Annotated in this window: 26 protein-coding genes and 1 pseudogene; 9 read left to right on the forward strand and 18 right to left on the reverse strand. The window is 59.7% G+C overall.

The annotated features are described in order from the left end of the window. The first annotated feature begins 8 nt into the window (after positions 1-8). From fabA to ACO54Z_RS08720, 5 genes are all read left to right on the forward strand, one after another. On the forward strand, positions 9-536 hold the full coding sequence (gene fabA / locus ACO54Z_RS08700) for a 3-hydroxyacyl-[acyl-carrier-protein] dehydratase FabA (RefSeq protein WP_485996655.1): 528 nt from the start codon (positions 9-11) through the stop codon (positions 534-536). A gap of 15 nt (positions 537-551) precedes the next feature. After that, complete coding sequence (locus ACO54Z_RS08705; protein ID WP_485996656.1) at positions 552-1,070, forward strand: DUF4865 family protein; 519 nt, start codon at positions 552-554, stop codon at positions 1,068-1,070. An 18-nt stretch (positions 1,071-1,088) separates the two neighbouring features. Then, positions 1,089-2,306 carry a beta-ketoacyl-ACP synthase I gene (gene fabB, locus ACO54Z_RS08710; RefSeq protein WP_485996657.1) on the forward strand — a complete coding sequence of 406 codons (1,218 nt, stop codon included), beginning with the start codon at positions 1,089-1,091 and terminating at the stop codon, positions 2,304-2,306. Then, positions 2,293-3,105 carry a hypothetical protein gene (locus tag ACO54Z_RS08715; RefSeq protein WP_485996658.1) on the forward strand — a complete coding sequence of 271 codons (813 nt, stop codon included), beginning with the start codon at positions 2,293-2,295 and terminating at the stop codon, positions 3,103-3,105. The genes fabB and ACO54Z_RS08715 overlap by 14 nt, the downstream gene beginning before the upstream one ends. Before the next feature lie 203 nt (positions 3,106-3,308). After that, the gene (locus tag ACO54Z_RS08720; RefSeq protein ID WP_485996659.1) at positions 3,309-3,983 is read left to right on the forward strand and encodes an epoxyqueuosine reductase QueH; all 675 of its coding nucleotides are present in this window, start codon (positions 3,309-3,311) and stop codon (positions 3,981-3,983) included. Between the two features lie 527 nt (positions 3,984-4,510). Here ACO54Z_RS08720 and ACO54Z_RS08725 read toward each other — a convergent pair. The 6 genes from ACO54Z_RS08725 to ACO54Z_RS08750 all read right to left on the reverse strand — a co-directional run bounded on the left by ACO54Z_RS08725 (position 4,511) and on the right by ACO54Z_RS08750 (position 10,038). Beyond that, complete coding sequence (locus tag ACO54Z_RS08725; RefSeq protein ID WP_485996660.1) at positions 4,511-4,858, reverse strand: hypothetical protein; 348 nt, start codon at positions 4,856-4,858, stop codon at positions 4,511-4,513. Continuing rightward, positions 4,855-5,172: a hypothetical protein gene (locus tag ACO54Z_RS08730; RefSeq protein ID WP_298079034.1), complete on the reverse strand. Its 318-nt coding sequence runs from the start codon at positions 5,170-5,172 to the stop codon at positions 4,855-4,857. Before ACO54Z_RS08730 ends, ACO54Z_RS08725 begins: the two co-directional genes overlap by 4 nt. Positions 5,173-5,213: 41 nt before the next feature. Beyond that, on the reverse strand, positions 5,214-5,525 hold the full coding sequence (locus ACO54Z_RS08735) for a hypothetical protein (protein ID WP_298079032.1): 312 nt from the start codon (positions 5,523-5,525) through the stop codon (positions 5,214-5,216). A gap of 469 nt (positions 5,526-5,994) precedes the next feature. Next, a complete protein-coding gene (locus tag ACO54Z_RS08740) occupies positions 5,995-7,521 on the reverse strand; it encodes a sigma-54-dependent transcriptional regulator (RefSeq protein WP_485996661.1) in 1,527 nt (508 codons plus the stop codon). A 16-nt stretch (positions 7,522-7,537) separates the two neighbouring features. Next, complete coding sequence (locus ACO54Z_RS08745; RefSeq protein ID WP_298078794.1) at positions 7,538-9,307, reverse strand: sensor histidine kinase; 1,770 nt, start codon at positions 9,305-9,307, stop codon at positions 7,538-7,540. Further along, complete coding sequence (locus ACO54Z_RS08750; RefSeq protein ID WP_485996662.1) at positions 9,298-10,038, reverse strand: 16S rRNA (uracil(1498)-N(3))-methyltransferase; 741 nt, start codon at positions 10,036-10,038, stop codon at positions 9,298-9,300. Before ACO54Z_RS08750 ends, ACO54Z_RS08745 begins: the two co-directional genes overlap by 10 nt. Positions 10,039-10,127: 89 nt before the next feature. On the opposite strand from ACO54Z_RS08750, the gene xth reads away from it, so the two are divergent. Then, positions 10,128-10,889 (forward strand): exodeoxyribonuclease III, encoded by a 762-nt coding sequence (xth, locus tag ACO54Z_RS08755; protein WP_485996663.1) that lies wholly within the window; start codon positions 10,128-10,130, stop codon positions 10,887-10,889. Between the two features lie 57 nt (positions 10,890-10,946). On the opposite strand, the gene ACO54Z_RS08760 is transcribed toward xth, so the two are convergent. Continuing rightward, a complete protein-coding gene (locus ACO54Z_RS08760; RefSeq protein ID WP_485996664.1) occupies positions 10,947-11,651 on the reverse strand; it encodes a hypothetical protein in 705 nt (234 codons plus the stop codon). Between the two features lies 1 nt (position 11,652). Between ACO54Z_RS08760 and ACO54Z_RS08765 the strand changes: the two genes are divergently transcribed. Genes ACO54Z_RS08765 through ACO54Z_RS08775 form a run of 3 tightly spaced genes read left to right on the forward strand, consistent with a single transcriptional unit; the run spans position 11,653 to position 14,439 of the window. After that, entirely contained in the window at positions 11,653-12,108 is a 456-nt protein-coding gene (locus tag ACO54Z_RS08765; RefSeq protein WP_485996665.1) for an ArsC/Spx/MgsR family protein, read from the forward strand. Further along, on the forward strand, positions 12,105-13,229 hold the full coding sequence (locus tag ACO54Z_RS08770; RefSeq protein WP_485996666.1) for a hypothetical protein: 1,125 nt from the start codon (positions 12,105-12,107) through the stop codon (positions 13,227-13,229). Before ACO54Z_RS08765 ends, ACO54Z_RS08770 begins: the two co-directional genes overlap by 4 nt. 4 nt (positions 13,230-13,233) lie before the next feature. After that, a complete protein-coding gene (locus ACO54Z_RS08775) occupies positions 13,234-14,439 on the forward strand; it encodes a hypothetical protein (protein WP_485996667.1) in 1,206 nt (401 codons plus the stop codon). Between the two features lie 34 nt (positions 14,440-14,473). Here the strand turns inward: ACO54Z_RS08775 and ACO54Z_RS08780 are convergent, their stop codons facing one another. From ACO54Z_RS08780 to ACO54Z_RS08830, 11 genes and pseudogenes are all read right to left on the reverse strand, one after another. Then, the gene (locus ACO54Z_RS08780) at positions 14,474-14,752 is read right to left on the reverse strand and encodes an EamA family transporter (RefSeq protein WP_485996668.1); all 279 of its coding nucleotides are present in this window, start codon (positions 14,750-14,752) and stop codon (positions 14,474-14,476) included. Further along, the gene (locus ACO54Z_RS08785) at positions 14,659-15,180 is read right to left on the reverse strand and encodes a DMT family transporter (RefSeq protein ID WP_485996669.1); all 522 of its coding nucleotides are present in this window, start codon (positions 15,178-15,180) and stop codon (positions 14,659-14,661) included. The genes ACO54Z_RS08780 and ACO54Z_RS08785 overlap by 94 nt, the downstream gene beginning before the upstream one ends. Positions 15,181-15,218: 38 nt before the next feature. Next, positions 15,219-15,833, reverse strand: coding sequence for a guanylate kinase (gene gmk, locus ACO54Z_RS08790; RefSeq protein ID WP_298078779.1), 615 nt, complete (start codon positions 15,831-15,833; stop codon positions 15,219-15,221). Between the two features lie 119 nt (positions 15,834-15,952). Beyond that, entirely contained in the window at positions 15,953-16,558 is a 606-nt protein-coding gene (locus ACO54Z_RS08795; RefSeq protein WP_485996670.1) for a tyrosine-protein phosphatase, read from the reverse strand. A 118-nt stretch (positions 16,559-16,676) separates the two neighbouring features. Next, positions 16,677-17,117, reverse strand: a complete 441-nt coding sequence (locus tag ACO54Z_RS08800) for a nuclear transport factor 2 family protein (protein ID WP_485996671.1) — start codon at positions 17,115-17,117, stop codon at positions 16,677-16,679. Positions 17,118-17,195: 78 nt separating this feature from the next. Continuing rightward, positions 17,196-17,861: pseudogene (locus tag ACO54Z_RS08805) on the reverse strand (NAD(P)H-binding protein). A gap of 338 nt (positions 17,862-18,199) precedes the next feature. Then, positions 18,200-19,321 carry a M20 family metallopeptidase gene (locus tag ACO54Z_RS08810; protein ID WP_485996672.1) on the reverse strand — a complete coding sequence of 374 codons (1,122 nt, stop codon included), beginning with the start codon at positions 19,319-19,321 and terminating at the stop codon, positions 18,200-18,202. 10 nt (positions 19,322-19,331) lie between these two features. Beyond that, positions 19,332-19,796 carry a YjiG family protein gene (locus ACO54Z_RS08815; protein ID WP_485996673.1) on the reverse strand — a complete coding sequence of 155 codons (465 nt, stop codon included), beginning with the start codon at positions 19,794-19,796 and terminating at the stop codon, positions 19,332-19,334. Continuing rightward, a complete protein-coding gene (locus ACO54Z_RS08820; protein WP_485996674.1) occupies positions 19,793-20,569 on the reverse strand; it encodes a nucleoside recognition domain-containing protein in 777 nt (258 codons plus the stop codon). The genes ACO54Z_RS08815 and ACO54Z_RS08820 overlap by 4 nt, the downstream gene beginning before the upstream one ends. A 611-nt stretch (positions 20,570-21,180) precedes the next feature. Further along, entirely contained in the window at positions 21,181-22,134 is a 954-nt protein-coding gene (locus ACO54Z_RS08825) for an Acg family FMN-binding oxidoreductase (RefSeq protein ID WP_485996675.1), read from the reverse strand. Positions 22,135-22,322: 188 nt separating this feature from the next. After that, on the reverse strand, positions 22,323-23,111 hold the full coding sequence (locus tag ACO54Z_RS08830; protein ID WP_485996676.1) for a ChbG/HpnK family deacetylase: 789 nt from the start codon (positions 23,109-23,111) through the stop codon (positions 22,323-22,325). Positions 23,112-23,234: the final 123 nt, after the last annotated feature.

Raw genomic sequence — 23,234 nt, forward strand, 5'->3', positions numbered from 1 at the left:
AGGCAACCATGACCAGCACGCATACCCCGCAAAACAGCTACAGCAAAGAAGAACTGCTCGCCTGCGGACGCGGCGAAATCTTCGGCGCGGGCAACGCCCAACTGCCGCTGCCCAATATGCTGATGATGGACCGCATCGTCTGCATCAACGACAACGGCGGCAAATATGGCAAAGGCGAAATCATCGCCGAACTGGACATCCACCCCGACCTCTGGTTCTTCGCCTGCCACTTCCAGGGCGACCCGGTCATGCCCGGCTGCCTCGGCCTGGACGCGATGTGGCAACTGGTCGGCTTCTTCCTCGCCTGGAAAGGCGGTGCCGGACGCGGCCGCGCGCTCGGCTGCGGCGAAGTCAAATTCACCGGACAAGTGCTGCCCACCCATCACAAAGTCACCTACCGCATCGACATCAAGCGCACCATCATGCGCCAACTGGTACTCGGTATCGCCGACGGCACCATGGAAGTGGATGGCAACCCCATCTACCACGGCACCGACCTCAAAGTCGGCCTCTTTACCAGCACCGACCAATTCTAAACAGAGAACAAGACCATGCACGCCATGCGTTATGCGATCACCCTGCCCAGCGATTACGACATGACGATTATCCGCAACCGGGTCGCAAAATCCGGGCATCTCATGGACGGCTTTCAAGACCTGCTGTTCAAGGCCTACCTCATTTCCGAAAAAGCGACGGGTGCCTTGCAAAACAGCTACAGCCCGCTCTACGTCTGGAAAGCTGCGGCAGGCATGAACAAATTTATCTTCGACGGCTACTTTGACAACATCCTGCGGGATTTCGGCTGGCAACACATCGAAATAGGCGTTACCGCCAGCACCGCGCTGACCGATGCATTCAAAGACAGCAAATACCTCACCGAAGAAATCGCTGCGATTAACCCGGCAACCAGCCTGAAAAACCACAAACTCCAGGCACAACCTCAAAATGACGAAACCGGCAAACTGGTCGTCTATAACCCGGACAAATGGCAACAAGCCGTCTTCACCTTCTATCGGGACAAGCCCGAAACCGAAAAAACGTGCTATGAAATACTGCACCTATCCATGTAACCAGGAGAACCCCCAAACATGAAACGCGTCGTCGTCACCGGCATGGGCATCGTCTCCAGTATCGGCAACAACTGCAAAGAAGTACTGGCGTCGCTGCAACAACTCAAATCCGGCATCAAACACAACCCCGTGTACGCCGAAATGGGGCTGCGCTCCCAGGTCGAAGGCAGCATCACCATCGACACCAAAGTGCACATCGACCGCAAAATCCTGCGCTTCATGGGCAATGCCGCCGCCTACTGCTACATCGCCATGAAAGAAGCGATTGAACAGGCGCGCCTGTTGCCCGAGCACATCTCCAACATCCGCACCGGCATCGTCGTCGGCACCGGCGGCGCCACACCCTCGGCGCAAGTCGAAGCGGCAGACACCCTGCGCACGAGCGGCGTCAAACGCATCGGCCCCTACGCCGTCACCAAAACCATGGCATCGACCACCTCCGCCTGCCTCGCTACCCCCTTCCAAATCAAGGGTGTGAACTACTCCATCAGCTCCGCCTGCTCCACCAGCGCGCACTGCATCGGCCACGCCGCCGAACTCATCCAGATGGGCAAACAGGACATCGTCTTTGCCGGTGGCGGCGAAGAAGTGCACTGGGCGCTGACCAGTATGTTTGACGCAATGGGCGCACTCTCCACCAACTACAACGACACCCCGGCAACCGCCTCGCGCGCCTACGACGCCAACCGCGACGGCTTCGTCATCTCCGGCGGTGGCAGCATCCTCGTCCTCGAAGAATACGAACACGCCAAAGCGCGCGGCGCCACCATCATCGCCGAACTCACTGGTTACGGCGCCACCTCCGACGGCTACGACATGGTGCAACCCTCCGGTGAAGGCGCGGTGCGCTGTATGCAAATGGCGCTGGCCGAACACGGCGGCGACGTGGACTACATCAACGCCCACGGCACCTCAACTCCGGTCGGCGACACCCGCGAGCTGGAAGCCATCAAAACGGCATTTGCCGGCAAAACCGTACCGCCGGTCAGCTCCACCAAATCCCTCACCGGACACGCGCTCGGTGCGGCAGGCGCCAACGAAGCCATCTACTCACTGCTGATGCTGCAAAACGGCTTCCTCACCGCCTCGGCGCATATTGAAACCCTCGACGAAAACGCTGCCGGATTGCCCATCCTGCGCGAAAACCGCAACCAGCCGCTCAACGCCGTGATGAGCAACAGCTTCGGCTTCGGCGGCACCAACGCAACCCTCATCTTCAGCCGTGTCCAGGACTAACCCCGCCTGCCTGCTCGCGCTCGCCGTCCTTCTCGGCGGCAGTGCGCAGGCACAATACGCCAACGGCGAAGAAGCGCCGGTACGTCCCGAACCGCCCGCTGCAGGCAGCATCCACCAGGAACCCGCTGACGATGCGGGGCAAGCCAGCGCTGAACCCGCGACGAAAAAAGGCGACAAAAAAGCGGCGAAACCCGCCGCCACGCCCGCCGAAAACCTGCCCACGGGCGACAACATCGACGCCTACACCGCCGCCCAAATCGTTGCCCAGGCACAAGCGGCCAGCGCCGCCAAAGAAGCCGAAGCCGCAGCGACAACCGCTGCCGCGAACCAAAACGAAGCCCACGGCGACAGCGCGACCGAAGCGGCTGCCGCGCCTGCCGCAGAAAGCGCCACAACCGCCGCCGCAGACGTACCGACTGACGCACAAACCAACGGTGACGACAACGTCGCGCTGCTGCCTGTCGAAAAACTCAGCCCGCCGTCCGAACCGCCGCTGCAAACCGAAACCGTCGTCGTCGAACAGGCCATCTACCGTTGCCCCAAAGGCAAAAGCTACATCTATGTTGATGGCGAAAAACGCAAAGGCTACAGCCGCTGCACACTTTTCCGCGCCGAAAAAACCGAAGAAGTCCCGGTCGGCAGCGCACCGACAACCGCCGCCCCCACGAGCGGCAACCCCAACAACTGTAGCGGCACCCTGCAATACAAAGGTAGCACCTACCTCTTCCAGGAACACCAGCCCTGCCCCATCCCGGACAGCGTCTTCCAGCGCCTCACCCCCGCCGCCACCAGCCACTAGGAGCTGTTTACAATTGAAAAATCTCCCTCCCCTGCAGGGCGAAGCCCGCAGTTGGGGAGGGGGTGAGCGATATTATTGATGAGCCGAAATTCCAATTTTTCAATTGTTTGCTGCCCTCACCTCACCCCCTCTCTCGCTGCGCGAGCTGTCCCAGTCCCAGAGGGAGAGGGGCTTATCCTCCGAATTGTAAATAGTCCACAGTCATGACCACACCCTTCCAACGCCCCAAACTCGTCCCACCAGACGGCCACAAAAAAGTCCTGCTCCACTCCTGCTGCGCGCCCTGCTCCGGCGAAGTGATGGAAGCGCTGCTCGCCTCGGAAATCGACTACACCATCTTCTTCTACAACCCGAACATCCACCCACGGCGCGAATACGAACTGCGCAAAAACGAAAACATCGCCTTCGCCGAAAAAAACGGCATCCCCTTCATCGACTGCGACTACGACACCGACAACTGGTTTGCCCGCGCCAAAGGCATGGAATGGGAACCCGAGCGCGGCAAACGCTGCACCATATGCTTCGATATGCGCTTTGAACGCACCGCACTATACGCACACGAACACGGCTTCCCGGTGATTACCAGCTCGCTGGGCATCAGCCGCTGGAAAAACATGAACCAAATCAACGAAAGCGGCATCCGCGCGGCAGAGCCCTACCCGGACGTGCAGTACTGGACCTTCAACTGGCGCAAGGGCGGCGGCTCGCAGCGGATGATCGAAATCAGCAAGCGCGAACACTTCTATATGCAGGAATACTGCGGCTGCGTCTATTCCCTGCGCGACACCAACGCCTGGCGCCTGAAAAACGGGCGCGGCAAAATCAAACTCGGCGTGATGTACTACGGCGAGAACAACGACGACGAAGCACCGCGCTAATTCGTAAAGCCGCCCGCAGGCGGCTTTTTTGTGCGTGGTACCAGCTTCGTGCAGATAATGGAGCACTACCGCAATATGCGAAAGCACTGCTTGTTTGATCGCGGTCAATCGCACAGTGCGCGGCGAAGGAGCCTCGTAACTGCCTTAGGCGCTGTTTGCAATTCAGCAGAATAAGCCTCTCTCCCTCTGGGACTGGGACAGCTCGCGCAGCGAGAGAGGAGTTGGGGTGGGGGCAGCAATCAATTGAAAAATTGGAATTTCGGCTCATCAATAATATAGCTATCCACCGAAAGCCTCATACTGTGTTGCGTCGCCTCGCCGTACAACTGCGTACTGTCTTCGGCGACGCGCCTTGTCTGAAACTTTCGGTGGATGGCTATATCGCCCACCCCCTCCCCAACCCTCCCCCGGGCCCCACGAAAAATGCATCCGCATTTTGCATGGGTACCCGCCCGCTGTGGGCCTCGCCCTGCAGGGGAGGAGGATTTTTCAATGGTAAACAGCCCATAATCCCTGGCATTTGGCTATCAGGTATGTTTTTTGCCGGTTGGTTTTTTTCGTTGCGGGATTCGACTCATCAGTCGTTTTTGTAATTCCGGGTCTATTTCTGGCGGTTGGAAAGCAGTATCGTCAAGTTGGCAGTGGAACAGTATTCTTATCCATACAAACGCCAATATAAAGAACGGCAGGATGCCTACGTTGCCGACAATCAGGTGGATGAGTCCGAGCAGGAGCAGGTAGATTCCGGTGTATATCAGCGCAAGCGTGAGGATTTTTCGTCTGCTGGGCGGGGTAAATAAGGCGTGGATATGGATGAGCAATGCCGCCGATACCGGGATAAAAAGCACGATGGCGAGTCCGTCGGCGAGGCTCATGTTTTTTCTTCCTGGTTTGTGTTGTCGGGCGGCGTGTCTTGCGGTTTTTTGAAGAGGTATATTTTTTTGTCGCCGTGATGGGCTGTGAGGTGGTAAAAGCCGCAAATGGCAAAGGCAAGAATGCTGGAAATGAGTAATGCCGACCAGCGAATTTTTTGGGTTGCCAGGGATACTGTGCCGAATATCAGCAGTATTAGCAGCAATAGTGCGGGTATTTTTTGTTTGAAGGTTTTGCGCGAGCCGCCGAATGCCATTGCCATCGGGATGATGGTCATGGAAAGGAAGATGCCGAAGTATTCGCCGGGTTCTGTCATGTCATGCTCCTTTGACGGGGTGGGTTAAGGAAAGGGCGGCTTTATTGTAGTTGTTGTATTTGGTCGCGGGCGACACCGTTGATGTTTGGCAGGCGGCTGAAGTGTGCTTCTGCCGCTTCGAGGGTTTTGTTGGCGGGGATGCGGATGGCGAAGCCGTGCAGGTTCGGATAGTGGTAGAGGATTTCTGCACCGTAGGCGGCGATTTCCCGGCGCAGCGCGTCGGTGTGGTCGCCGTGGTAGTAGAGGATGAGGTTGTGCGGGGCGGCTGGCGCGGGGTTTTCGGGTGGCGGGGCGGGTTGGCAGGCGGAGAGGGCCAGCGCGGCGATGAGGGCAGGCAGTGGTTTGTTTTTCATGGTGTTTATGTGGGAGCGGGTAGGGGATTGGGTTTTATAGCCATCCACCGAAAGCCTCATACGGTATTGCGTCGCCTGACCGGGCACCCTAAAAAATGGCGAAGCCATTTTTTAGGGAAACCCGCGCCGTACAACCGCGTACTGTCTTCGGCGACGCGCCTTGTCTGAAACTTTCGGTGGATGGCTATATAACTGTTTGGAATTTGGGAAAATCCGTTTCCTTGCAAATGGGAGCAGGTAGAACCATCGTTATACTCCCTTCTCCCTGTGGGACAAGCATTGCTTGCGAAAGAGAGGGTTGGGGTGAGGCAGCAAATCCATTGAAAAAAGGAATTTCAGTTCATGAGCAATATCGCTCACCCCCCACCCCGACCCTCCCCCGCTGCGAGCTTCGCCCTGCAGGGGAGGGGGATAATTCGGCGCAGCAATTCAAATTTATGTGAATAATCGGGATGTTGAGAACAGGTTCTTAGTCGATGCCCAGTTTTTTCAGTTTGTAGCGCATGGCGCGGAAGCTGATGCCGAGTTTTTCCGCCGCCTTGGTTTTGTTGTAGTTGCAGTCTTCCAGCGCCTTGATGAGCAGGTTGCGCTCCAGTCCCTGCATATAGTTTTCGAGGTCGTTCGGCAGCGGGATGGCGGTGCCGTCTTTTTGCCGCGGCTGGTATTGTTCGAGGGCGGCAATGGCTTCGTCGGGGTAGTCGTCGCTGGCGACGGGATGGCGCGGGCGGGCGATGGTGGCGGGTTCCGGCGGTGGTGCGACGGCGGCGCGCGGCGCGGGTTGTGCCGGGATGCGGTTTTCGCTGAGGTGGATGTCGTCGGCTTCGATGGTGTCGCCTTCGACGAAGGTCAGCGCGCGTTCGAGGATGTTTTCGAGTTCGCGCACGTTGCCGGGGAAGGGGTAGGCTTCGAGTTTGGCCAGCGCTTGCGGTGAGAGGTGGGCTTCGGGGTAGCCCGCGTCGCGTGCCAGTTTGGCGAGCAGGTGCGCGGCGAGGATGGCGATGTCGCCGTCGCGTTCGCGCAGGGGCGGCATGGTGAGGCCGATGACGTTCAGGCGGTAGTAGAGGTCTTCGCGGAATTTGTTTTCGGCGACGCGGCGGGCGAGGTCGTGGTGGGTGGCGGAGATGATGCGCACGTCCACCGCTTCTTCGCGGTCGCCGCCGATGGGGCGCACGGCGCGCTCCTGGATGGCGCGCAGCAGTTTGACTTGCATGGATAGCGGCAGGTCGGCGACTTCGTCGAGGAAGAGGGTACCGCCGTTGGCGGCGACGAAGAGGCCGTCCTGGTCCTGGTTGGCACCGGTGAATGCGCCTTTTTTGTAGCCGAAGAATTCGCTTTCGACGAGGTTTTCGGGGATGGCGCCGCAGTTCACCGCGACGAATGCGCCCTCGGCTCTGTTGCTTTGGTGGTGGATGGAGCGGGCGGCGACTTCTTTACCGGTACCGGATTCGCCGTGGATGAAGACGGGGGCCTGGGAGCGCGCGACTTTGCTGATCATGGCGCGTACTTTTTGCATGACGTCGGCGTCGCCGATGAGTTCGTATTTGCTGCTGGAGCGACCACCGCCTTGTCCGCCTGCCGCTTTTTTGCCGGGAGCGGCAGATGAGCCGCCCGCGTTGCCGCCGCCGAGCTGACCGTGGCCTTCTTTGAGCGCGGCTTTGCAGACGTTGCGCAGTTGTTTGAGGTCGAAGGGTTTGTTGATGAAGTCAAAGGCGCCGAGTTTGAGGGCGCGGATGGCGGTGTCCATGTTGCCGTGGGCGGTGATCATGCACACCGGCAGGCCGGGGTAGTTTTTTTGGATGTGGGCGAGGAAGTCGAGGCCGTCGCCGTCGGGCAGGCGGATGTCGGAGATGACGAAGCTGTAGCGCTCTTCTTTCAGCGCCTTGATGGCGGCGCGGATGGTATAGACGCTGGTGCAGGTGATGTCCTGCCCCATCAGGCTCATTTCGATGAGTTCGCAGATGTCGCGTTCGTCGTCAAGGATGAGTGCTTTGGTCATGGTGGTGTCCTGGTTTTTAGAGAATCTGGATGTTGTCGTGTGGCTCGTTTTCGTGCGGGTCGTCTTCGTTGGCGAGGTAGCGCTCCATCGTCAGGCGGAAGCAGGCACCGATTTCTTTGCGCACATAGACGATTTGTGCCTGGTTGGCGACGCACATTTCGCGCACGAGGTAGAGGCCGAGGCCGGTGCCGTGCCGTTTGCTGAAGAAGGGCTCAAAGATTTTTTCTTCGTCGTCTGCCGCCACGCCACGGCCATTGTCCTGGATGTCGATGTAGAGGAAGCGGCCAACGTCGCCGATGCGGGTGCGCACGGTGATTTCGACGTCGTCGCGCCCGGCGTGTTTGACGGCGTTGAGCATCAGGTTGTGCAGGATTTGTTCGAGGTGGCCGGCGTCGAAGAAGACAGCGTATTCTTTGGTCGCGTCCATGTCGGTGCGGATTTTGGCGCGGCTGGTTTCGTCGTTGGTGCGCGCTTCGTTGATGACGCCGAGGAGGAAGGGGTTGAGCGGGATGAGTTTGGTGTTGCGCGGCTTGTCGGAGAAGAGGTTCAGGATGTCGGAGATGATGTTGTTGATGCGCTGGGTGTTGTTGCGGATTTTGTCGGTGAGGAAGTGGACTTTGTTGTCGTCGCTCATTTCTTCGAGGAGGTCGGCGGCGCTTTGCACGGAGCTCAAGGGATTGCGTATTTCGTGGGCGATGCCTGCGGTCAAGCGGCCCAATGAGGCGAGCCGGGTTTCGCGCACGCGCTGGTAGCTTTCGTCGATGCTTTCCAGCATCAGCAGGGTCAGCGCCATGTCGTCATCGGATTTGAGTGCGCTGAAGGTGAGGCTGTAGCTGCCCTTGCCAATGTCGAGCGTGCGGCTGTCGTTGAAGCGCATATGCTGCCAGCGGCCAAAGCGCCGTGCCAGCTCGGGCAGGAGTTCGCCGAGGGTGCGCGGTACTTTCGCCGTCGCGGGCAGGCCGAAGATGGTGCGCGCCTGGCGGTTCAGGGTGAGGATGATGCTGTCGCCGCTGACCACCAGCAGGCCGTTTTGCATATCTTCGATGATGGAGTCGTTCATCTTGCGCAGCTGGCTGGTGTAGCGGCGGCTGAGTTCGACGTTGATGCGGTTGTCGCGCCCCTGGGTGGAGAGGTAGCTCACCAGCAGCGCCAGAAATGCCATGCCGAGGGCGACCACCGCCGGTTCCAGCCAGGCGATACCGTTGCCGCGAAAGACGGCAATCAGGCGACTGAAACCCTCGGCGGGCGGCACATCGCCCATTTTATGCCACGACACCTGCGGCATCGCCTGCAACAGCGCGGCGGTCGCCAGCCAGACCACCACCAGGGTGATGGCGTAAATCACGCTTTGCCGCAGCGTCAGCGTCATCGCCGACAGCAGCACCGCGTTCAAAATGGAGAGCATCAGCAGATTGGTATAGTTGAGCAGGCCGAAATTGAAAATCAGCAGGCCGAGCAGAAAAATATCCCAGATGGCATTGCTCAAAAACAGCCGCTCCGCCACCGGCGTGCGCAGCGACAGCACCCAATGCAGCGACATCACCAGCACATAGACAATCACCAGCGCCGACAGCCAGCCGGTGCCGCCCAGATCCAGCGGCAGCGCCCGCCCCGTATCCGCACCGATGAGCGAAAAACCGAGCAAAAACAGCATGACCACTACCACGCGCACCACATTGAACACGCGTAACATCGCGGCACGGTAGAGCATACTCTCCTCGCCGGTGATTTTGACAATCCGCCCCGGATCATGCAGCGGAATTTGAATATCGTCCCTTAACAGCACGTCGCCTCCCGCGACAAATCGCCAAAACAACCCTGCGCCCGCGCGAGCGCGACCGTCGCCGCCGTATCGGCGCGCAACACCCGTGGCCCCAGCGACTGCGGCAACCAGCCCGCGTTCACCGCGGCAGAGACCTCATCCGGCGCAAAACCGCCCTCCGGGCCAATCAGTACACTCACCGCCTCTGCCGCCTGCGGACTGGCGGCTGGCGCATCATGCGGCGAAAAAATCCAGCGCAGACCGGGGGCATCGTCCAGCACATCGACAAAATCACAAATACCGTCCACCTGCGGCAAAGTGGCGCGGCCGCACTGCATCGCACTCGCCACCACAATCCCCTGCCAATGCGCGCGTTTGCGTTCCAGCCGCTCATCGGCAGGCAACGCCTCACTGCGCGCGGTACGCAGCGGCACAATCCGCTTTGCGCCCAGCTCCACCGCCTTCTGCACCACCCGGTCCATCGCCTCGCCCTTGAGCAGCGCGGCGAACAGCGTGAGATTCAGCGGCGACTCATTGCCTGCCGCCTCGCGCGCGACAATCCGCACCTGCGACGCGCGGCGATCGCACGCCACCAGCTCCGCCGCATAATCAAAACCGTCGCCATTGAACAACACCAACGGCGCGCCGACGCGCAGCCGCAGCACCTTGCCCACATGACGGTGCGCCGCCTCATCCAGCGGCAGCACATCGCCGACCGCGAGCGGGCGCGACGAAAACAAACGAAATTCGCGCATGGAAAGACCGATAGAAAAAGCCAAAAAACCGTGATTTAATGCGAATATTCTACCCGAACTGACAAAAATTGACACCCGGAAACCTGCCCATGCACATCACCAGCTGGAACGTAAACTCGCTCAACGTCCGCCTGCCGCACGTCCTGCAATACCTGCACGAAACTGCGCCCGACATCCTCGGCCTGCAAGAACTCAAACAGACCGACGCCGCCGTGGACACCACCGCCATCGAAGCCGCCGGCTACCACATCGCCACCCACGGCCAGAAGACCTACAACGGCGTCGCCCTCATCGCGCGCGAGCCGCTGACCGACGTGGTGCGCGGCATCCCCGGTTACGCCGACGAACAGGCGCGCGCCATCGCTGCCAGCATCGGCGACGTGCGCGTCCTCAACCTCTACGTCCCCAACGGCAAAGCGGTAGGAGATGAAAAATACACCTACAAACTGCACTGGCTCGACGCCGCGACGCGCTACATCGACGACCTCAAGCGCGAACACCCGCGCCTTGTCATCACCGGCGACTACAACATCGCCCCCGCCGACCTCGACGTCCACGACCCCGACAAATGGCGCGACCAAATCCTCTGCTCCGCGCCCGAACGGCAGGCATTACAAAACATCCTCGCGCTCGGCTTCAAAGACGCTTACCGCGCGCTGCACCCGGACACCCAACAATTCAGCTGGTGGGACTATCGCATGGGCGGCCTGCGCCGCAACATTGGCCTGCGCATTGACCTGACCCTTGCCAGCGACGCGCTTGCGCTGCTTGATGCCGGCATCGACACCGCCCCGCGCTACTGGGAACGCCCTTCCGACCACGCCCCGGCATGGATCAAGATTGGGACATGAGTCATTAAAAACCAAACGCCCCGCAATGCGGGGCGTTTTTGTAACGTGTGGGATATTTCAGGAATTTGGTATCTTGCCTTTGTTTTGCGCTTCAAATTCCTCCAATGCCTTTTGATAACCTTCATCCCTTAATTCCATATCCAGATTGGTAAACTTCTGCCTGAAAATCAGATGCGGTACATCCGGAACACTAACAGGGGTGCAACCATTGCACCAAACAACAAATTTCCCTATATCTTTATTATAGCCATCATATTCGTATTTACCATATTTCTCTGCTGCCATTTCCAGATAATCATCCCAATTAATGTAATAAGAATAATGCGAGACTATCCATACGGCAAGTTCATCCGGCTTTTCATGAAGCGCATTGGAATTAAACCACACTTCTACCTGCTCATAACCTCTCTTGACCAACAAATGGTCGGGAACCAACTTGCCACTTAATGGCAACCTCGTTTTGGAAGACAGAACAACAATTTCCTTGTCGCCAATCTGCAAATTCTCCTTGAGGGCAGCGCGGGCTTCATCCCAGGTCATGCCGAGTTTGACGCCAAAAATGTCAAAATCATTGACATCCTGCTTGGGCAAAGAAAGCGGATTTTTCGCCGCAGGTTCATTTGTGGGAGCGGTATCCATGACGACGTTTCCGTTTGTCGCAGATTCACCGTTTTCTGTATTTTCCGCAGGTTCGTTGTCACCATAGGCAGGCAGCGTCAATGCCAAAACGAGCGGCAAAATACGGGGGAGGGATAAAAACATCATGTTCTCCGGTTGTGAATGGAGCGGCGACTATAGCACAAGGCGAAAGCGCCTTGCCTTGCGCGCCGCTTCAGACAACAATTGCGCCTTCACCTGCAACCCTCTCACCCCGATGAAACTCTACGGCATCCCCAATTGCGACAGCGTGCGCAAGGCGCGCAACATCCTCGACCAGCGCGGCGTGCGCTACCACTTCATTGACCTGCGACAAGCCCCGCCGGACGAAACCCTGCTGCGCGACTGGCTCGCCCGCTTCGGTACGACGCTCATTAACAAACGTTCCGCGACATACCGCGTGCACAAGGCCGAAGTGCTTGCCGCCGAGGCGGCGGGCGGGGACGCGCTCATCGCGCTGCTGTACGCCTTGCCGACCCTGATCAAGCGCCCGGTCATCGTCAGCGACGCGGACGTCTGGCTCGGACTGGACGCGCGGCCATTGCAGGCACCCCGCTCATGACCGCGCAAACGGTCTTTTTCCGCCGCCGCTGGCTGCGCCTGTTGTGCGTTCTTTGTTACGCGCTCATTACTGCCTGGCTGGCTTATCTTATTGCTCTGGATACAGATGAAAAGCATAAAGACTGGGCAATGGTCTCATTATTTATAGCCGCCTTTTCCCTGCATGGCTGCTATCTGACCTGGCGCTACGCCCGTTTCTTTTTCCGGCGTGAATTTATCCGCTTCGATGCCAAAGGCATTACCGTCTGGCATAACGATGTGGCGCGCCAGAAAACATTCCATGTGCCGTGGGCAAATGTGTTTGACGCCTGGGCGGACGAATACCAGTTACACCGCCATTATGATTGCCTGTGTCTCGTTTGGTGCACGGACGAAGACGGACTGGAACACCTTGCGCTGAAATTGCAGGGTGCGGTTTGGCGGGATGCGCGTGGCAAGACGGTACGCGGCAAGACATTGGCGCCATTGCTGGAGGCATTTGTCCGGCGACATTTGCGCAGCACGCCCGTGCCATCCGGCCTGATTCCCGCCGATGTTGCCGAAGACTGGCGGAAATACTGGAATTTTGGCACCGGTGATAACGGGGACGGCTGTTTGATTGGCGTGGTGATGGTCGTGCTGGCACTGGTCGCACTGACTTTTTTTATCGCTTTTATGGTGAATGCCAAAACAATAAGCGATGTAACAGCGGGCATAGGAGTAACCAGTTTCTTGTTATTGCTGCTTTTGGGCACGATTTATATTCTTTACGACTCACTGATGCACTGGCTTTCCGGGCTATCGGGACGCCGCTTTGTTCGCATTGACCCTGTGGGCGTACATTACTGGCGCTATGGCATGACGCGAAACAGTGAAGCGGATATTCCCTGGGCAAGCATTCATGCCGTCTCGCCGGACAGCTATCGTCTCGATAACGGCAGCTGGGTATGCTCCCTGCATCTGGTTTATTACCCCTATGCGGGTGCGCGTTATTTGCGGCATATCCAGTACGACACCGGCAGCAACAAGCAAAAAACGGAAGAAGCCGCCGCCAACATCCGCCTGCATTGTCCCAACCTGTTCAAATTCAGAGGATTGCCGCAAGTAACCCTGACCAATGCGCAGGGGAATGACAAAGGATAACGCCATGAACCCGCTCACCATCCCCTTCCGCCGCCGCTGGCTGCGCCTGTTGCTCGCCCTCGGCTACGCCGCGACCGCCGCCTGGCTCATTTATGACCTGCCGCCCGCGCGGACGCTTGAAGTCATCTTCGCGCTGCTGCTCTTTACCGCGCTGCTCGCGCACGCCTGCACCCTGTGTTACCGCTACACCGCCTTCATCCTGCGGCGCGAGTTCGTCCGCCTTGACGGGAGCGGCATCACCATCCGCCATAACGCCTTGCCAAAGGGACGCGAGCTGCATCTGCCGTGGAAGCGGGTGCTGGATGCCTGGACGGACGAGGTGCAACGGCGCGCGCACCACGACCGCCTGCTCATCGCTTGGAAAACCGCCGACGCGGTAGTGGCGGCGCACGTCGCGCTGGAGCTCAAATATGCGCACGGCAGCGACAGTCAGGGCAAGCGCCTGCGTGGCGCGGCACTGGGCGCGTATCTGGTCAAACACATCAGCGCGCGCCTTCCGCCCGCGCCGCCACGCGCGGAGAAAAGCGCCAACGTTCCCGCTGGTCTCAAGGAAATCTGGTATTTCCGCGCGCCGGAAGCCGCGTTCAACTTCGTTTTTGGCTGCATCTATGGCCTGCTCGCGCTGGCGTTCGCCATCCTCTTTCTCGTCGGCCTCTACAGCGGCAACTGGCTGCCGCTGCTCTATATCGGCGCCTTTAACCTGCTGCTTTACATGATGGTTTACGTCGCCACCTACGACAGCATCCGCGTCGAAGACGCCGGGGTGAATTACGAAATCTTCGTCGCCCTTGACAGCGACGGCGTGCATTACTGGCGCTACGGCATGAAAGACGGTTACGCCGCCACCATCCCGTGGGAACTGCTGGAAGACGTCTTCCTCATGCGCCACTACCTCCGCCACGGCAACCGGACCAACACGCTGTACCTGACCTTCCGCCCGCACGACCGCGCCGCGTATCTATGGCAAATCCGCTACGAAATCAGCACGCCCGCCTCACGTCGCGCCGATCCGGAACTGCTCGGCGAGGAAATCGTCGAAGCCATCCGCGATAACTGCCCCAATCTCGGCCTGTGCCGCGACCTGCCGCTGCTCTATCTCCCCGACCCCGGCGGGCGCAACGTTCTCAGCGAGGCGGAACGCGCAAAACCGTTTCACCGACCTGACCCGCTGGCGGATGGCAACGTGATGGGCCTCGCGAAGCGGCGCTGATGAAACCCGCCATCCTTGACATCGCGCACGCCGCTCAGACCGGGCGTGCCAGCCGTCGCGCGCCCCATTCCGAGAGGCCAATTCCCGCTGCGACCAGCGCCAGCGCGATTAGCACATGGCCGCCCAAATGCTCGTCGGCAAAAAAGGCGGCGCCGACCAGCGCGCCGAACACCGGCAACATATTCATCGTCAGCGCCGCGCGGTTCGCACCAATCGCAATCACCCCTTCCATATAAAACAGCTTCGACACAATCGAGACAAACAGCACCACATAGCCGAGCAGCAGCCACGCCTGCCACGGCTCACCACCCACACCACGCCAACGAACGACAGCGCCACGCCGCACCATTGCAGCGGATGCGCCCGCCCGCGCAACACGAGTACGTCCACCAGCAGCACCGCCAGCGGAATCAGCGCGGTAATAATCGACACATTGACCACGCTCGCGTCGCGGGCAAAGGCGCTGTAAAGCACAATGTTGAACAGCGCAAAACCGCTGCCGCCGACGACCAACAGCCACCCGGCACGCGCCCGCAGCGCTGGCCCGTCGTGGCGGATGCGGGCGCGAAAGAGGAGCGACAACAGCGCCGTCGCCAGCAGCCAGCGCCAGAAGGTGAACTCATACGGCGACAGCCACGCCTTGCCCAGTTTGCCGGTGACATTGCTGGTCGCCCAAAACAGCGGTGCCAGCAGCAGCATCACATACGGATGCGGCAGCCCGTTGGCTTGCAGGAATTTCATCGCATCGAATCCTCACAAAATCATGGGCGAAAATGGCGCTATTCCTGCCCCAGTCGCTTCAGCAGCGGTTGCAAATCCGCCTCGCAGCGCGCCCGGCGCAGGCGGTCGCACAAAATCAGCGCCTGCAATTCACCGGCGGCACGCTGAAAATCCTCATTGACGATGACGAACTCAAACTCGCGGTAATGGCTGATTTGCTCCTCCGCCTCCGCCATCCGTTGCGCGACAATGGCGGGATTGTCCTGACCGCGGGCGGTGAGGCGCGCGCGCAGCACGTCCAGCGACGGCGGCAGCAAAAACACCGTGCGCGTCTGCGGTCGCCGCTGCATCACCTGCTGCGCCCCCTGCCAGTCAATGCTCAAAATCACGTCCTTGCCCGCCGCGAGCAGCGCATCGACAGACGCCGCCGCGGTGCCATAGGCATTGTGGAAAACCTGCGCGTATTCGAGGAAGCCGTCGGCATCAATCATCGCCTGAAACTGCGCGTGTTCAACGAAAAAATAATGCACGCCCTCGACCTCGCCCGGCCGCGCGGCGCGCGTGGTGTGCGACACACTTTCGACCACATCGTCCAGCACCCGCACCGCCTCGGCGATGAGGCTGGTTTTGCCGCCCCCCGACGGCGCCGCGACAATCCACAACTGACCCTGCATGGTGAACTCCTTGAGTTATCCGCTTGAAAATGGGCGCGTACTTTACCGCCGCCGCTGGTGGCGGGCAATGAAAACCCGTCCTGCCCTGTCGGCATGGCGTCGCCTCGCTGTCCTATGGGCTAAAAAATCTCCCGCTCCCTGCTATATGGCGGCGACAGATTATTTTTATCGCCGCGTAATTGGCTTAACCGTTCACGGATTTGCGCAATATCTTCCGCGCTGAACAGCCGCTCCAGATGGACCCAAATACTATGGTAGCCATATGGCCCTTGCAGCATTTCCCGTTTCGCTTCTGCAACAGGCCAATGCTGGTAAACAATGCGGTACATGGCGACCATCAATCCGGTGCGGTCGGCACCGTGATAGCAATGCACGAGTACCGCGCCGTATTGTTGCTGGCGCTCAATCAGATAAAGCGTCGCCGCAATATCTTTTGGCCGGATGCGCCAAGTGAGCAGCGGCTGGTTGAATAGCGCAATACCGCTGCCCGCCAGCGCTTTTTCATCGCCCCGGCGGTCGAAATAACGCAGGTTGATGACGGTCTTAATGCCCAGCTTTTTAATGAGCGCGGCATCGTCGCGCACCGGCTGTTCACTGCGGTAGAGTTTGTCATCGACGCGATAAAGATTGGCTTCCGCCTTAACCGGCACCGCCCATTCATAGTGGGTCGTTTCGGCACAGGCGGCGGCAAAAATAAAACAGGGCAACAGGGCGTACAGGCGCATGGGATGTTCCAGTATTGAAAACGGGAAAAATAGCATAAAAAAGCTGCGACGGTTGTCGCAGCGGTTGATAAAGGATTTGTTGAGGCAAATCAGCAAATATTTTTCGCATCATGATTCCTTATTTGTGGATGGTGCGGGTTTCGCTGTACATAAAATGGGCGATGCGTTTTTGGATGACCCAGCGCCCGTTGATTTTGGCGTAGCTGTCGTTGTAGCGCACATAATGGGTGAGCATTTCGTCGTGGCTGTCTTTATTGCTGACCAGCGCGACCTGGCAATAGGCGATGCCTTCGGCGCGGTCGCCGTGCAATTCCACTGTTTGCTGGCCGTTCAGATGGTAAACGGTATGGAATTGGGCAAGGTAATTGGCAAAGACTTTTTCGATTTCCGCGCGGCCTTGGGCATGGGCAAACAATTCATCGCCGATATAGGTAATAACTTCCGCGTCTTCGGCGAAGAGCGGGATTTGTTCGGCGACTTTCTTTTCGTCGGCGAGGTTGGAGAAGTGATCGACGAGGTGTTTCAGTTCAAAGCGGTTCTGGATGTCTTGCAGGTTCATGGTTGTTTCCTTTGGGTTGGAGTGAAATCAGTAAAGGGTGGCGACGGATTTTTCGATGAACCAGCTATCGCCGTTTTTTCATGGTTTGCTGATGTTGAGATTGGCGCCGATATATTTTGCCGGGTCGGCGAACAGTTTGCAGACGAAATCGGCGATGCTTTTGCGCGACACGGCATGGCCGCATTCGGGTTCACCTTTCGGCGTGAGCTGGTAGTCCATTTCGTCGGCGTCGGTAAACCAGTCGGGGCGGAGGATGGTGTAATCGAGGCCGGAGTTTTCGATGCAGTCAGCGAGGGCGCGGTAGGGGCGGAGGATGTCGCGCACGGGCGTGTCGTAGATGCCGATGGAGCTGATGGCGATGACGCGGCGCACGCCTGTCGCCTGCATCGCGGCGACGATGTTCGCGCCCATGCGGCCGAGGTCGCCGGCGAGGTTGATGTATAGCCATCCACCGAAAGCCTCATACTGTGTTGCGCCGCTTCGCCGTACAACCGCGTACTGTCTTCAGCGGCGCGCCTTGTCTGAAACTTTCGGTGGATGGCTATAAACGATGTCCTGCCCGCGCATCGCCGCTTGCAGCGCGGCGGGGTCAAGCGCGTCGCCCGCGATGGCGGGGTATTGCGGCGGCAAATTGCGCGGCTGGCGGGCAAAGAGGGTGAGGTGCAGCGCCGGGTTTTCGGCGGCGGTGGCGATAACGGTGCGGGCGAGCGAGCCGGTCGCGCCGATGACGAGGATATTGGGCATGGTGCCTCCGTGGTTGTGATGGCGCGCATTATCGACGGTCGCGCGCGGTTTGATTAGCCCGGCGGCGGCGCATGGGGTTGTGAGGGAAATTCAGCAATGGGGCAGGGCGGATGTATGCAATTCTCACAAAGAGCAAACGTAGGTCGGCCATTTATGCCGACATCGGAAAATGTCGGGCACAAGTACCCGACCTACGACCGGATTATTCATCTGAACCATGCGACCAGCGTAGGTCGGCCATTCATGGTCGACATCGAAAGCGTCGGGTACGTCATCCGACCTGCCGAACAGTCATCAAAAAAACCGCCCCGGAGGGCGGCTTTCCGTAAGCGGGCCAATCAGGAAGCGATTTCTTCCAGCACCGCTTGCAGCAGCGCCACGCGCGGCTCGATGCTGTCGATTTCCAGATATTCTTTTTCGCTGTGGAAGCCCGCGCCGATGGGGCCGAAGCCGTCCAGCGAGGGGATGCCGTGGGCGGAGGTGGTGTTGGCGTCCGAGCCGCCGCCGACCGCCTGCCAGGTAATCGGCAGGCCGATTTTTTTGCCCGCTTTTTCCACGAGTTGCATCAGTTGTTCGGTGCCTGCGTTCATCACCATCGCCGGTTTTTGCGATTTGACACGGATGTCCACGCTGACGCCTTCAACAAACGGCTTGGCGGCGAGTTTGTCCAGCAGGGCGCGGATTTCGTCGTATTTGGCGTTGTCCCAGAAGCGCAGGTCCAGCACGGCTTCGGCGCTGTCCGGGACGACGTTGCTGGCGCTGCCGCCTTTCACCTGCCCGACGTTCAGGCTGGTGCCGTTGGCGTAGTCGTTGTGTTTGGCGAGTTCGACGATCCAGTGCGCCATTTCCAGCACGGCGGAGCGGCCTTTTTCCGGGTCGTTACCGGCGTGCGAGGCGACGCCGTGGTAGGTGATGATGAAGGTGGCGTTGCCTTTGCGGCGGTTCACCAGCGAGCCGTCGGCGCGCGCGGATTCGCATACCAGCACGCGGTCGGCTTTTTTCGCTTCCGCCAGCAGCCACGGGTCGGAGTGAATGGAGCCGATTTCTTCGTCCGGGTTGTGCAGTACGCCGATGGAGAGTTTGTCGCGCACCGCCGGGTCGAGTTCGGCAAGCGCGGCGTAGATGGCGACGACGCCGTTTTTCATGTCGGCAACGCCGGGGCCGTAGGCGCGGTCGCCTTCTACCTTGAACGGGCGCGCGGCGGCGGTGCCTTCGGGGAAGACGGTGTCGATGTGGCCGACGAGCAGCACGTCGTAGTGGTCGGGATTTTCGCGGTTGGTGATGAGCAGGCCGGGGCCGACTTCGTCGTGCAGGTGCTGGCGCTTGATGTACCAGCCGCCGAGCGCGGTGTATTTCTCGGTGAGCATATCGGCGATTTTGCCAACACCGGCGGGCTGGTAGCTGCCGCAGTCGGTGTTGATGAAGGGTTTCAGGTGTTCCAGAAAGGTTTCTTTTTTCATGATTTTGCTCCTAGACGATGAGTTGCATGACGAACAGCGCGAGCAGGGCGTTGATGATGGAGATCAGCACCATGACCGGGATGTGTTTGCCCGGTACGCCGGTGACGCCGAGCAGTCGCCCGATGAATTGCACCTGCGAACCCATGAGGTACATCGCCGGGGCGAGGACGGCAATGTCGTGCAGGCTGAGGGTTCCGGCGGCGAACAGGCTGGAGGCGACGCCAACACCGCCGCCCATCGACAGCCACGCGGCGAGCAGCACCATCAGCGCCTCGCCGGGCAGGCCGAAGACTTTCATCACCGGGCCGCAGAGTGTACCGAGCAGGCCGAGGATGCCGGTGAGGTTCAAAAAATGGATGAGGATAAAGGCCATCAGCACGTTGGGCAGCATACTGCCGGTGGCGATGCCCCAGCCGCGCTTGACGCCGCTGACGAAGACATCGGTAATCATCTGTTTTTCTTGGATATCGCTCATGGCTGCGTTCCTTCCTTGCCGACGGTGAGACGGAGGTAGAGCCGCATCAGGTTCGCGCCGACGAATTTGAAGATGAAGATGACACCGAGGCAGATGCCAACGCTGGCAGGGACTTTCGCCGCATCACCGCCTGCAACCGCTGCGGCAGTCAGGCCGAGCAGCGCCGTGCCGGTGGAGAGGAAATTGGTAATCGGCGCGCCCGCGCTGAACTGGAACATCGCAAAAATATCGCGTTCCTGCGCGGTCAGCTTGCCCTCGTCGTAGAGCGCGCGAGTCAGCGCCGCGCCCGCATCGGTGCTTTGGAAACTGGCAATCATCGCGAGGCCGGTATCGCCGGGGATGCCCATCAGCGGCTTCAAAATACGCTGCAACAGGCGACGCATCGCTTCCAGCGCGCCGTAATACTCCAGCACGGCGATGATGCCCATCGCAAACAGCGTGGTCGGCATCAGGGTCAGGGCAAACATGAAGCCCTGGCGCGCGCCGACACCGCCGTCACCGGAAAAATTGCCCGGATGCTCGCCCGGCTTGTCCGCCTTTTCCGGTAGCAGCACCTTGCCGAACTTGCCGTTTAACGTGTTGAAATCAAAGACGCTGAAGACGTCATGCACCTTTTGTGGCTCAACATTGAGCTTTTCGGCAATCACCGTGCCGAAGTCCTGCACCGGCTTGCTGACGCTGATGCCGGAGAAAAAAATCACCGCAAAAATCAGCGCGATATACGCGCCAATTCCCGCTTTGCGCGGCGCGGCGGCGGAAGGAGACTCTTGCATACACACCTCACTCATGAATTAACGGAAAATCACGGCGAAATTCACATTTTGCCGTGGTGCATTATGGAATGCGGGATGCGGAAAAGTCCAGCAAAAATTAAAGAATTTAGTGTAGTTTCAAAAAGATGGCACAGCAAAACCGCTGCTGTTACGACGCAGCAAAACAGCAGGCGCGCCTCCGTGAGCGGTCGAGAATTATGCGGTTTTCCGGTATGTTAACGCGCCTATGGCGACAAATCCACAAGGTTTGTGTAAAAGTCCACAAAATGATGTGATTTCGTGGTTGCAAAAAGAACGCCGCCCAAGCGGCGGCGTTATAGCCATTCACCGAAAGCCTCATACGGTGGATGGCTATACGCAGGGCAGATGGCCAGCGGTGGGGCAAGCCCCACCCTACGTCCGCATTTTTTGATGCCACACTTCTGCGTGCGTGCCTGCGGCACACACCCGACGAAGTAGTCGCTACGTCCGGTGGTTGTCGGCGGTGGGGCAAGCCCCACCCTACGCTCGCATTTCTTGATGCCACACTTCCGCGTGCGTGCCTGCGGCACACACCCGACGAAGTAGTCGCTACGTCCGCTTTTCCTGATGCCACACCTCCCGCGTGCGGGTTATGCGACAACTTCCGCGAGCGGGCGGCGCAGCGCATAGGGCAGCGGGGCGGCGTAGCCGAGGCGGAGCAGGATTTGCGGGTGTGCGCCGGGGCATTCGTCGGCGAGGCGGGCGCGCAGTGCGGCGACTTCGCAGGGTTGGTTGAGCCAGGCGCTGGCGATGCCGTGTGCGGCCAGTTGTAGCAGCAGCCGTTGCAGGACGCCGCCGGTGGCAATCCACGCCGGGATGTCGTCACCGTCGCTGGCGATGAGCAGCAGGTGCGAGGCGGCGGCGATTTTTTTGTGGTCGCTGTTGTTCTGGCTGCGGGGGTTAAGCATGAGGCGGATGATGAGGGCGGTGAGCCAGCGCGGCAGGTTGGGTGCGCCCATTACCGCGTAGCTGAGCCCGTCGCGCGTGCGTTCGCTGTCTTTGCGGTTGTAGCGAATCCACGTCAGCAGTTCGTGCTTGAAAGCGGGGTCGCGCATTTGCGCGGTGTTGCCCGCCATGACCAGCGCGCCGAGGCGGGCAAAGGCGGGGCTGCCGTTCTCCCAGGCGTGCAGTTGCACACCTGCGCTTTGGCTGGCGGCGAGGATGTCGTCCAGTGCGGACGGCGGGATGCGGCGGCCATCGGCAGTAGCGCGGTTGGTTTGGCGGCGGGGAATTTGCGCAAGGAGCGGGTCGGGGGTGATGCCGGGCTGTTGTTGCAGGGTGATGGTAATCGCGCCGTCGGCGGCGATGGCAGTGGTGGTCGCGTAGCCGTGATGGCTGGCGGCGATGCGCAGGTTTTCCGCCGCGCAACCAAGGCTGATATAGAGTTCGCGGTTGTCGGGATCGACGACTGGCAGACGTTTACTGAAATCGGGAGCGATGGTGATGCAGTCTGCGCCGAGGGTGAAGCGCCACGGCTGGGTGTTGTGGCCGGAGGGGGCGCGGATGGCATGTTCGATAAGGGGCGTGAATGCGGTGTTTTTCATGGGGCGCTCCGGGTTGCGGGGAAGGTTTGGCGGGCGGTCAGGTGTTTTTCAATAAAGCGGGTCGGTGTTCATGCTATCTCTTTGTATGTACAGCATTATATGAAATTAGCCATGTTTTGACTAATTAGTCAAAGCATGGCTAATTTTGGTCAGGACAGTCACGGCGCGTCATGATGATTGCGGGCGGTTTATCCGGTAAACGCCGCCCAGCGTTGTGGCTGGCAGTCGTGTGCCTGCCACAGGGCGGCGAAGGCGTCGCTGGTGAGGAAATGCCATTCGCGCTCGCGCGCGGGTTTGATGTCGTCCTGCCAGTCGTCGCGCGGCACGGCGGGATGGCACATGATGACGGTGCCGTCGGGCGCGGTGGCGAGCCAGTGTTGCCAGTGCCGTTGCAGTGCCGCGGCATCGGGGTTGAAGTTGTAAACGCCGCCAAAGTATGGGTTTTTGCGCCAGCCGTCGCTGTGGTGGTCAAGGTGGTGTCCGCCAAGGGCGTGAATGAGGCGCGCCTTGCGCGCGCGGTCAATCGGGCGGGTGCTGCGCAGCGCCGGGTGGTCGCGGTAGCGTGCGGCGGCTTCGGCCAGCAGGGTTTCGCGGATTTGCGGGAACTGATGGACGTGCTGGTGGCCGTCAATGAAGGCAGGCGCGCGCCCGGTCATGTCTTCAAAGCGGTCAAGCTGGCGGCGGATGAGGTCGCGCAGGGCGACGGGGTCAAAGCGGCGCAGCCAGGCGCGGGCGATGATGCGCTTCAGGCTGCCGCCAATGGCGGGGTATTCGCGCGCGGCGAAGGCGGTGAGGTCAAGGTGCAGGCCGAGTTCGCAGTCGCTGGCGTCAAGGCGGGCGAGGGTTTCGCGCGGCAGTTCACCGAGGCTCATCAGGCTGGCGGAGTGGATGCGCCGCGCTTCGGCGAGGCGGCAGACGGCTTCGTTGACGGCAGGCGAGAGGCCGAGGTCGTCGATGTTAAGGGTGATTTTTTTCATGCGGGGTGGATGTTGTGGTGGGGCGGGCAATGGCGATGTTGGCGGGGTTAGGGGCTGTTTACAATTTGTACCGTCGCTAACGCGGCTTGTTTGCTGCCCCCACCCCGACCCTCCCCCACGGGG

The sequence above is a fragment of the Cardiobacterium sp. genome (assembly GCF_057314735.1).